This window comes from Pantoea sp. YR525, assembly GCF_900116775.1.
Classification (GTDB): Bacteria; Pseudomonadota; Gammaproteobacteria; order Enterobacterales; family Enterobacteriaceae; genus Pantoea; species Pantoea symbiotica.
This window is the reverse complement of record NZ_FPBU01000018.1, coordinates 35,300-45,433: the sequence shown is the minus strand read 5'-3', so window position 1 is coordinate 45,433 and position 10,134 is coordinate 35,300. Positions and strand designations below refer to the sequence as shown.

The window sequence follows — 10,134 nt, the reverse complement described above, 5'->3', positions numbered from 1 at the left end:
ATTCTGGATTGTTTGTCCAGGATCCGGGGTTCAGTGCATGGCCACGCCCTCTGCACTCCCGGGCCCTGCGCCAGCCCAACCCGCCGCTTCGCGGTACCTTCACTCATTCGCGATTCCTGACGGACCGGTGTCGATTCGCTCCTGCTCAACGCCACCTCTCGCCGCATCCATGCGGCTCATCCTGGAATCCCTCACTCGTTCAGCGGATTGGGATGTCGCCTCAACACCCGCGCTGCAGCAGCATTGCGTTTTCTTAACTCACAATCGCTACAAACTCCGTAGGGTCGCCATTCATGGCGACCTGGTGCGCATAAATATGCGCACCGGCAATCGGGATTACGTTGGGCGGGTGAAAAACTGCGATTCACATTGGCGCGCGATCTCCCACAGCTTATTGCGAATCACCTGTTTCAGCTGCAGCGTGGATTGCGACTGCGGCTGATCGCGGCGGCTGATTAACATTACTTCAAACGGTAGCGGCTGCGCGACCGGCAACAGCTTGAGCTGGTCGGCATAACGGCAGGCGGTAAACAGATCGACAATCCCGACGCCACCTCCCGCCAGCACCATATCGGCAATCACCGAATAGGTTTTGATCGACAGCGAAACCGCTGGATTGAGCCCTTTATCGCGCAGCGCGCGGTGCAGCACGCGACCGAGCGGATCCTGATTCTGCATCATCAGCAGGTTGTTAGCGCACAGCCACTCCAGCGTCACCGGCTCATTGTGGGTGTGATCGCGCGGCAGCAGCGCCACCATCGACGACTGAAACAGCGGCTCCGCCAGTAAATCCGCATCCACCTGCTGACCAAACACCAGCGCGAAATCGAGCTGATTAGCCATGATCATGCCGCACAAGGTGCTGAAATGCTCGGTGACCAATTCCACGCTGACCGATGCCGCTTGTTGCCGCCAGTTCACCAGCGCTGGCGCTAACACCATCTGACCAAACGCATGAGCGGCACCGACGCGCACCGTTTGCCCTTCGCCGCGCCGCAGTTGCTCGGTCAGCTGGGTAATCGCTTGTAAACGTTGGTAGATGTCTTCCACTTCCGGCAGCAAACGCCGCCCTTCTGCCGTCACCACCATGCCCTGCGCACGCCGCTCAAACAGCGCAAAACCGAGCTGCTGCTCGGCGTGATTGAGCACGCGGCTGACATTCGGCTGCGACACATTCAGCAAACGCGCCGCCGCACTGATGCTGCCGGTCTGCACAATCGCCTGAAACACTTCAATATGCCGCAGCCGCATGATTATTCGCCCCAGGTGGCTTCAAGCACGCGCAGCCAGTTGCCGTGGCAAATCTTCTCCAGCAGCTCACGCGAATAGCCGCGTGCCGCCAGCGCCTGCACCAGCAGCGGGAATCCGGCCACGTCTTTCAAATCGCCAGGCATGGTGGCACCATCGAGATCTGAACCAAAACCAACGCCATCTTCCCCGACTTTTTCCAGCAGATACTCAACGTGACGCACAATGGCATCGACGCCGGTCGGCGCATGGCGATCGCCATCTTCACGCAGGAACGGCACGGCAAAATTGACGCCGACAAAGCCGCTGGTTTCGGCAATCGCCGCCAGCTGGCGATCGGTGAGATTACGTGACTGCGCGCTGATCGCATGCGCGTTGGAGTGGCTCGCCACCAGTGGCGCATCGCTGATCTCTGCGGTGTGCCAGAAGCCTTTTTCATCCATATGCGACAAATCAACCATGATGCGGCGGCGATTACAGTCGCGTACCAGCTGCTTGCCCGCGGCCGTCAGGCCGTTGCCGATATCCGGCGACGAAGGATAGAGGAACGGTACGCCATCGCCGAACTGATTCGGGCGGCTCCACAGCGGCCCCAGCGTGCGCAAGCCGCTGGCGTAGAGCATGTCGAGCAGTTCGCCGTGAGTATCCAGCGCTTCCGCGCCTTCCACGTGCATCACCACCGCTAACACCTTGTTTGCCATGCAGTGGCGAATATCGCGCACGCTGCGGCAAATCTTCACCTGGCCGTTTGAGGCCTGCTCAATGCGCAGCAGCAGCGCCAGCATAGAAAACGTCGCGTCGCGCGCTGAGTTGATAATTTCCTGAGGAAAATCTGCGAGGTCTGGCGCACTTCTTGCAATCAGAGGGTGGGACGGCACCCAGGTGGCGAAAATGCCACCTAACATATTTCCCTGACGGATACGCGGAAAGTCCATTTGGCCCGTTTTGGTGCCAGTGAAAAATGCATTAACCGCGTCCGGCTGATGGTGCTGCCACAGCTTATTCAGCACATCGTTGTGGCCGTCAAAGACCGGAATATCGAGGGTAATCGAGTCAGACATGTTGTTCAGTTCCATGTTCGGGGGGAAAGCGCAGCACTGCCAGCTGGCGGAGCAAATTGCACCAAAAAAGGGCGAGCACACACGCGTGAAACAAATGGCTTAGAGCCGGTATTAATCCTCCGGCAGGTGCGTAAAGTCAAGACAAAAAACAATCAAATAACAATTTTTTATTTTACTTATCAATCAGTTGGGAGTTTACATGGTTACCAGAAGACGTTTTCTTGCAGGATGCACTGCTGTACCTGTTGTTTCCTACCTCAGCCTGAATTCTTCCTTTGCCGCGACGCCGCCGACCATGCTGGTGATCGCGATGCAGCTCGATAACATCACCAGCCTCGATCCACACGAAAGCTTCGAAGCCACCGGCGGCCAGATCTGTGGCAACCTCTATCAACGTTTAGTCACGCCCGATCCAAAGCAAGCCGACAAAGTGATTGGTCAACTGGCGCAAAGCTGGGACGTCAGCAGCGATAACAGCACTTACACTTTCCATCTCGATCCGGCAGCTAAATTCGCCGATGGTTCGCCGCTCACTGCAGAAGACGTGGCGTTCTCGATTGAACGTATCGTCAAGCTGGATAAAAGCCCGGCCTTTATTATCAATCAGTTCGGCTTCACCAAAGACAACGTGACGCAGCTGGTGACCGCGAAAGATGCGCACACCGTTGAGATGAAACTCGGCGCGCCGGCGGCCGAAACCTTCCTGCTCTACTGCTTATCCGCCACCGTCGGCAGCATCGTGTCGAAGAAAGTCTGCCTGGCGAACCAGCAGAACAATGACTTCGGTAACGGCTGGCTGAAGCAACACAGCGCCGGTTCCGGTGCCTTTACCCTGCGCACCTGGAATGCCAGCGAAACGGTGATTCTGGAGATTAGCCCGCAATATAAAGGCTCAAGCAAAACCAAACGCGTGATCCTCAAGCACATCGCCGACCCAGCCGCGCAGGCGCTGATGCTGAAAAAAGGCGATGTCGATGCCGCGTATGACCTCACCACCGAACAGCTGCTGCAGGTGAAAAACGACAGCAGCGTGTCACTGGTGAATCAGTCGCTGTCGGCCATCATGCTGATGTCGTGCAACACCAATAATCAGTACCTGAAAAAACCGCAGGTGTGGCAGGCGCTGAAGTGGGCGCTGGATTACGAAAGCATCCAGAAAAACATTCTGTCGATGAGTTTTGTCACCCATCAAAGCTTCCTGCCGAGCGGCTTCCCGGCGGCGCTGGACGATACGCCATTCCACAAAGATCTGGCGAAAGCCAAAGCGCTGCTGGCCGAAGCGGGTTATCCGGATGGCTTCGAAATCACCCTCGATCACTACTCAATGCAACCGTATCCGGACATCGCGCAGGCGATTCAAACGCAGTTGGGCGCGATTGGCATCAAAGTGTCACTGATCGCCGCCGAAAACCGTCAGGTTCTGACCAAAATGCGCGCGCGTCAGCATCAGCTGGCATTGACGGTTTGGGGAGCCGATTACTTTGATCCTAACTCCAACACCGAAGCCTTCTGCGTTAACACCGACAACAGCGATAACGCGCGTGCGCGTACGCTGGCGTGGCGCTGCAGCTGGTCAGACGATGAATTTAACAAACTCACCGAGCAGGCTTTGCATGAGCCGGATCCAGCGAAGCGCATCGCGCTCTATCAGCAGATTCAGCAGTTAGGTCGCGAGAAGAGCCCGTTCATTTTCATGATGCAGAAGACCAAAAACGTGGCCACCAGCAAAGCGCTGAGTGATGTCCACATGACCGTGCTGGAGCAGTGGCCGTATGCGCAGGTGAAAAAAGCCTGATGCCGTTACTGAAGAGAATTGTCAGCACCCTGGGAAGCCTGGTGCTGACGCTGTTTGGTCTGTCGGTTTTGACCTTTTTCATTGGCCGCGTCATGCCCACCGATCCGGTGCTGGCGGCGGTCGGTGATAACGCACCGCAATCGGTGGTTGAGCGTGTGCGTGCGGAAATGGGGCTGGATCAGCCCCTTTACGTGCAGTTTGGTCACTACCTCAATCAACTGCTGCATGGCGATCTCGGTAAATCGATTCTCACCTCGAATCCGGTGATTACCGATATCGCCCGCTTCTTCCCCGCCACCATGGAATTGGCGACGGCGGCGATCATCATCGCGGCGCTGATCGGCATTCCGCTCGGCGTGTGGGCGGCGGTGCGCCAACGTTCGTGGGTCGATCAAACCATTCGCGTCATTTGTCTCGCCGGCCATTCACTGCCGGTGTTCGTGCTGGCGTTGCTGAGCCTGCTGGTGTTCTACGCGGTACTCGGCATTGCGCCCGGTCCCGGACGGCAGGACATCATCTGGCAGGATATGGTGCCGCAGGTCACCGGCTTTCTGACTATAGATTCGCTGCTGGCCGGGGAAACCGACGCCTTCTGGGATGCGCTGGCGCACATGGCGCAGCCGGTGCTGATTCTGGCCTACTTCAGCATGGCCTACATCACGCGTATGACGCGCACCTTTATGCTTAACGCGCTGAGTGGCGAGTTCGTGATTACCGCGCGCGCCAAAGGTTTGTCGTCACGGCGGGTGATTTGGCGGCATGCGTTTCCCACCGTGGCGGTTCAGCTGGTCACGGTGCTGGCGCTGACCTACGCCGGATTGCTGGAGGGCGCGGTGGTGACGGAAAACGTCTTCGCCTGGCCCGGTATCGGCCAATATCTCACCACGTCGCTGATGAACGCCGACATGAACCCGGTAATCGGCGCAACCTTGCTGGTCGGCACCGTGTATGTGCTGCTCAATCAGCTGGCTGACCTTCTCTATCGACTTTGGGACCCGCGCGTAAAATGATCTTCTTCTCACGAGAATGGCTGCTCGACGATACGCCCGCCAATCGCCGCCAGGCGGTGTGGGGCCGGCGTTATCGCCTGTGGCTCAGCCTGCGCAGTAATCCACTGGCGATGGCCGGACTGCTGGTGGTGACGGTGATGCTGCTGCTGGCATTGTTTGCGCCGTGGCTGACGCCGTTCGATCCTGGCGTGCAGCATCTGGAAAACCGTCTTGCGGCACCTTCTGCCGCGCATTGGCTCGGCACCGATGAACTGGGCCGCGATGTCTGGACGCGCATTATCTATGGCGGCCGCACCACGCTCGGCATGGTGATCGCCGTGGTGCTGCTTACCGCGCCGCTCGGCCTGCTGATTGGCTGTATCGCCGGTTATGCCGGAGGTTTCATCGATAAAGCGCTGATGCGCCTGACCGATATCTTCCTCGCCTTCCCGCGTCTGATTCTGGCGCTGGCTTTTGTCGCCGCGCTGAAACCTGGCGTCGAGAGCGCGATTCTGGCGATTGCCCTGACATCGTGGCCGCCGTATGCACGTCTCGCGCGCGCTGAGACGCTGCAGTTCCGCCACAGCGACTTTATCGCCGCCAGCCGTCTGACCGGCGCGTCGCCGTTGCGCATTATTCTGCGCCACATCATGCCGCTGTGCGTGCCAAGCCTGATTGTGCGCGTCACGCTGGACATGAGCTCCATCATTATCACCGCCGCCAGCCTTGGCTTCCTTGGCATGGGCGCACAGCCGCCATCACCGGAATGGGGCACGATGATCGCCACCGCACGTCGCTTCCTGTTCAGCGAATGGTGGGTGCCATTAATGCCGTGTATCGCGATTTTTCTGACGTCGCTGGCGTTTAACTTTCTCGGCGACGGTCTGCGTGACGTGCTGGATCCCAAGGAGCGCTAAATGTTGGTGGAAATCGAGAACCTGCGTGTTGCCTTCCGTTCGCGCAGCGAAACCTTTGAAGCAGTGCGCGGCGTCAGTTTTAGCGTGAGCCGCGAGAAGTTCGCCATTGTCGGCGAAAGCGGTTCCGGCAAGTCGCTGACCGCGCGCAGCCTGATGCAGTTATTGCCGGGCAACGCGGAAGTCAGCGCCGATGTGCTGCGCTTTGATGGTATCGATCTGCGCGGTGCCAGCGAGAAAGTGCTGCGCAAAATCCGCGGCAAGCGCGTCGGTTTTATCCTGCAGGACCCGAAATATTCACTCAATCCAGTGATGACCATCGGCCAGCAAATCGCCGAAGCCTGGCGCGAGCACAAAGGCGGCAGCCATAAAGCGGCGATGCAGGCGGCGATTGAGCTGCTGGAGCAGGTGAAAATTCGCGATCCCGCAGCCGTGGCGAAACGCTATCCGCATGAAGTCTCAGGCGGCATGGGTCAACGCGTGATGATTGCCATGATGCTGGCGCCAGATCCGGAACTGTTGATCGCCGATGAACCCACCAGTGCGCTGGATGCCACGGTGCAGGCGGAGATCCTCAAGCTGATTGACGAGTTGGTATCGGCGCGCGGCATGGGGCTGATCCTGATCAGCCACGATTTACCGCTGGTGTCGCACTTCTGCGATCGCGTGGCGGTGATGTACGCCGGTCGCATCGTCGAGCTGCTTGATGCCGGACAATTGCAGCAGGCGCAGCATCCGTACACGCGCGGTTTGCTGGCGTGTTTGCCGTCGTTGCGCCATCCGCGCGAGCGTTTACCCGTATTGCAGCGCGATGCCGCGTGGCGCGATTAATTATCGGCGCACAGCGTAGGGTCGCCATTCATGGCGACCGTTTAAATGGACGCACAGAATTCACAGGCTTCCCATGATTCAAATCGAAAACCTGCGCATCAACTTTGGTGCGCACACGGCGGTGAAAGACGTCAGCTTCACGGTCGGTAACGGTGAAAGCTTTGGCCTGGTCGGTGAAAGCGGCTCGGGCAAATCCACCATCCTGCGCGCGCTCGCCGGACTGAATGCCGACTGGCAAGGCAGTATGTTGTTTGGCGGCATGCAGCTCAGCGCCAAACGCAGCCGCGCCTTCTATCGTCAGGTGCAGATGGTTTTTCAGGACCCGTTTGGTTCGCTGCATCCGCGTCAAACTATCGATCGCATCCTGCACGAACCGCTGCTGGTGCATCAGCTCGATCGCGCCGAACAGCGCATCAGCCAGGCGTTAGCCGAAGTGGGCTTGCCCGCCTCGGTACGCTTCCGCTATCCGCATCAGCTGTCGGGCGGCCAACGTCAGCGCGTGGCGATTGCACGCGCGTTGATCGCCGAACCGGAAGTGCTGCTGCTGGATGAGCCGACCTCGGCACTTGATGTGTCGGTGCAGGCCGAAATCCTCAATTTACTCAGCGACCTACGCAGCGAGCGCAAACTCACCTACATTATGGTGACGCACAACCTCGCGGTGGTAACGCATCTGTGTCAGCGCATTGGCGTGATGCAGAATGGCGAGATGGTGGAGCAGCTGAGCGCCGACGATCTGCGCGAGCGGCGCATCCAGCATCCGCATACCGCCCAACTTTTCGATCTCAGCATGACGCTGGAGGAACCGGCATGACCGCTAACTGGCAACACGCCGCGGATGTCGCACAACAGATCACTGAAAGCTGGCAACAGCCGGGCGCGCCGGGCGGCGCAATGGTTCTGTTTGATGCGCACCAGATTCACTCAACCCACTGCGCCGGATTGGCCGATTTGGCGCAGCAAACGCCGTTCAGCGCCGACAGCGTGGTGCGTTTCGCCTCCATCACCAAACATCTGTTCGCCGCGCTGGTGACCGGGCCGGGACGCCGCTACCTCAAGCTCGACGATGCGCTGGCGCAGCATCTGCCGCAGCTGAGCGGAGCCAACGGCCAAATCACCGTCGGCCAGGCGCTGGATATGAGCAGCGGTTTGCCGGACGTGCGCGAAACCTTATCGCTGCTGGGATTGTCGGTGTACAACGCCACCCGCGCCGACGACCTGCTGGATTTTATCGCGCGCGAAGGCGAGCTCAACTATGCGCCCGGCAGCGAAATCTCCTACACCAACACCGGCTATCGGCTGGTGGAAGAGGCGCTGAAAGCCAAAGGCGTGTTATTCAATGATCTGCTGCAGCAGTACATCTGCGATCCGCTGGATATCAACCTGATTGCGCCGGAAAGCTGGTTCGATATCGTGCCTGGTTTGGTGCCTGGCTACTGGCAAAACGGCGCGCAGTGGCAGCTCTCCAGCGCCGGTTTGCATCTCTCGGCATCGGGCAGCGTCACTGGCAGCCTGAATCATCTGACGCGCTGGCTGCAAAGCCTGCTGGCCGATAGCGGACCGGGCGCAGGCGTGCTGCAGCGCCTGAGCGCGCCGCGTAATCTCAACGATGGCCGCACCAGCGGATACGGTTTGGGCATTACCAGTTCGACGCTCGGCAGCCAGACGCTGTTTGGTCACGGCGGTTCGCATGCCGGTTATAAGAGCTATTTCCTGCTGCATCCGGAACTGAAAATCGGCGTGGCGCTGGTCGCCAACCGCGAAGATGTCACCACGTCGGAAAGCGTGCTGCGGGTGATGGCGGCGCTACTCAACCGCGCATTACCGGAGAAAGGACACGATTTAACGCCCGGACTTTACGTGGCGGAAGACGCCGCCGACTGGCTGGAAATTAAAGGCGTGACCGCCACCTGGCTCGGCGCAGGCGAAACCTTGTGGCGTGACGATGTGCACGGTACGGCGGTGTCGCTCTCCAGCACTTTCCCGATGCGGTTACGTCATGATGGCACGGCGATTGTCGGTGAAATTGGGCATGCCGCACGACGTTTTGTGCCGGTGCAGGCCGATCAGGCCAGTCTCGATAATCTGCAAGGCCGCTGGTTCGCGCCGCAGTGGCGCAGCGAGTTGGTGATTGAGGGCGACAGCTTAATCATGGGCATCGGCCCGGCGGCGATTCGTGCGCGTTTGCAGTCGCTGGGCAACAATCGCCTATTAGCCACCGCGCAGGATGGACCGTGGGAGAAGCGCTTCGCGATTGCGCGCGAAGGCGATACGCTGCGGCTGCTGTTGAATCGCAGCCGCATCATTAAATTTGTACGTTAAGACATCGTAGGGTCGCCATTTATGGCGACCGTTTCGCGCACTTTGACGCCAGGTGCGCATTAATGCGCACCCTACAACGTCGCATCGCTGCGTGGATTTTATGCCACGCGGTGACGCAATCTGCCAATTTTCTCAATCTCAACTTCAATCTCATCGCCGGGGAACATAAACAGCGGTGGCGTGCGTTTTTTACCGACGCCGCCCGGTGAACCGGTGATGATCACATCGCCTGGCGACAGCGGGCTGAACGCGGAAATGTACTCGATAATCTTTGCCACCGGATGCACCATGCTGGCGGTGGTGTCGTTCTGCACTTCGCGCTGATTGAGCCAGGTTTTGATCGCCAGCTGCTGCGGATCGGGGATCTCGTCGGCGGTGGTCATCCACGGCCCGAAACCGCCGGTTTGCTGCCAGTTTTTCCCGGCGGTGAACCAGGTAAACTGCATGTCGCGCACTGTGGCATCCATAAAGCAGCTGTAACCCGCAACGTGATTCAGCGCATCGGCGGCTTTCACCTGATAGGCCGCTTTGCCAATGATCACCGCCAGTTCGCCTTCGTAATCAAATTCCTGTGTGGTAGCGGGTTTCAGCAGCGGCTGCTCGTGCGCCGCCAGCGAATCCGCGAAACGCACAAACAGCGTCGGCGCTTCAATCGTCTCGGCGAACTCTTTGCGTTTGTCGGCGTAGTTCATGCCAACGCAGAACACTTTGCCAGGATTTTCTACCACCGGCAGGAAGCGAATAGCGCTAAACGGATGATCAATGGGCTGTGACACGAAGGCGTCGAGATCGCTTAACGCGCCGCGTTGCAGCAAGGTTTTCAGGTCCGGGCAGTCAGCGCCGAGACGCACGCCGATATCAATCACGCCCTCTTGCTGCACGATACCGTAACTTTTTCTTTCCTGGTCAATAAGATAAAAACTGCAGAGCTGCATGACTGCCTCGTTGTTATATATAAATTGCGCGCAGGTTAG

General features: G+C 58.8%; 9 protein-coding genes. 6 read left to right on the top strand and 3 right to left on the bottom strand.

Translation table 11 applies throughout. The annotated features are described in order from the left end of the window. Nucleotides 1–336: 336 nt before the first annotated feature. Both BM323_RS23755 and BM323_RS23750 read right to left on the bottom strand, forming a co-directional pair. Nucleotides 337–1,251: a LysR family transcriptional regulator gene (locus tag BM323_RS23755; RefSeq protein ID WP_008106692.1), complete on the bottom strand. Its 915-nt coding sequence runs from the start codon at nucleotides 1,249–1,251 to the stop codon at nucleotides 337–339. 2 nt (nucleotides 1,252–1,253) lie between these two features. Then, on the bottom strand, nucleotides 1,254–2,309 hold the full coding sequence (locus tag BM323_RS23750; protein ID WP_008106690.1) for a dipeptidase: 1,056 nt from the start codon (nucleotides 2,307–2,309) through the stop codon (nucleotides 1,254–1,256). 199 nt (nucleotides 2,310–2,508) lie between these two features. Between BM323_RS23750 and BM323_RS23745 the strand changes: the two genes are divergently transcribed. The 6 genes from BM323_RS23745 to BM323_RS23720 all read left to right on the top strand — a co-directional run bounded on the left by BM323_RS23745 (nucleotide 2,509) and on the right by BM323_RS23720 (nucleotide 9,160). Beyond that, nucleotides 2,509–4,104, top strand: coding sequence for an ABC transporter substrate-binding protein (locus tag BM323_RS23745; RefSeq protein WP_008106688.1), 1,596 nt, complete (start codon nucleotides 2,509–2,511; stop codon nucleotides 4,102–4,104). Continuing rightward, on the top strand, nucleotides 4,104–5,114 hold the full coding sequence (locus BM323_RS23740) for an ABC transporter permease (RefSeq protein WP_008106687.1): 1,011 nt from the start codon (nucleotides 4,104–4,106) through the stop codon (nucleotides 5,112–5,114). The genes BM323_RS23745 and BM323_RS23740 overlap by 1 nt, the downstream gene beginning before the upstream one ends. Then, nucleotides 5,111–6,010 (top strand): ABC transporter permease, encoded by a 900-nt coding sequence (locus BM323_RS23735; RefSeq protein ID WP_008106684.1) that lies wholly within the window; start codon nucleotides 5,111–5,113, stop codon nucleotides 6,008–6,010. The genes BM323_RS23740 and BM323_RS23735 overlap by 4 nt, the downstream gene beginning before the upstream one ends. Next, complete coding sequence (locus BM323_RS23730) at nucleotides 6,011–6,838, top strand: ABC transporter ATP-binding protein (RefSeq protein WP_008106682.1); 828 nt, start codon at nucleotides 6,011–6,013, stop codon at nucleotides 6,836–6,838. Between the two features lie 73 nt (nucleotides 6,839–6,911). Then, on the top strand, nucleotides 6,912–7,652 hold the full coding sequence (locus BM323_RS23725) for an ABC transporter ATP-binding protein (RefSeq protein ID WP_008106679.1): 741 nt from the start codon (nucleotides 6,912–6,914) through the stop codon (nucleotides 7,650–7,652). Beyond that, complete coding sequence (locus tag BM323_RS23720) at nucleotides 7,649–9,160, top strand: serine hydrolase domain-containing protein (RefSeq protein ID WP_008106678.1); 1,512 nt, start codon at nucleotides 7,649–7,651, stop codon at nucleotides 9,158–9,160. Before BM323_RS23725 ends, BM323_RS23720 begins: the two co-directional genes overlap by 4 nt. A 98-nt stretch (nucleotides 9,161–9,258) precedes the next feature. On the opposite strand, the gene BM323_RS23715 is transcribed toward BM323_RS23720, so the two are convergent. Continuing rightward, nucleotides 9,259–10,095, bottom strand: a complete 837-nt coding sequence (locus BM323_RS23715) for a fumarylacetoacetate hydrolase family protein (RefSeq protein ID WP_008106676.1) — start codon at nucleotides 10,093–10,095, stop codon at nucleotides 9,259–9,261. Nucleotides 10,096–10,134 lie beyond the last annotated feature (39 nt).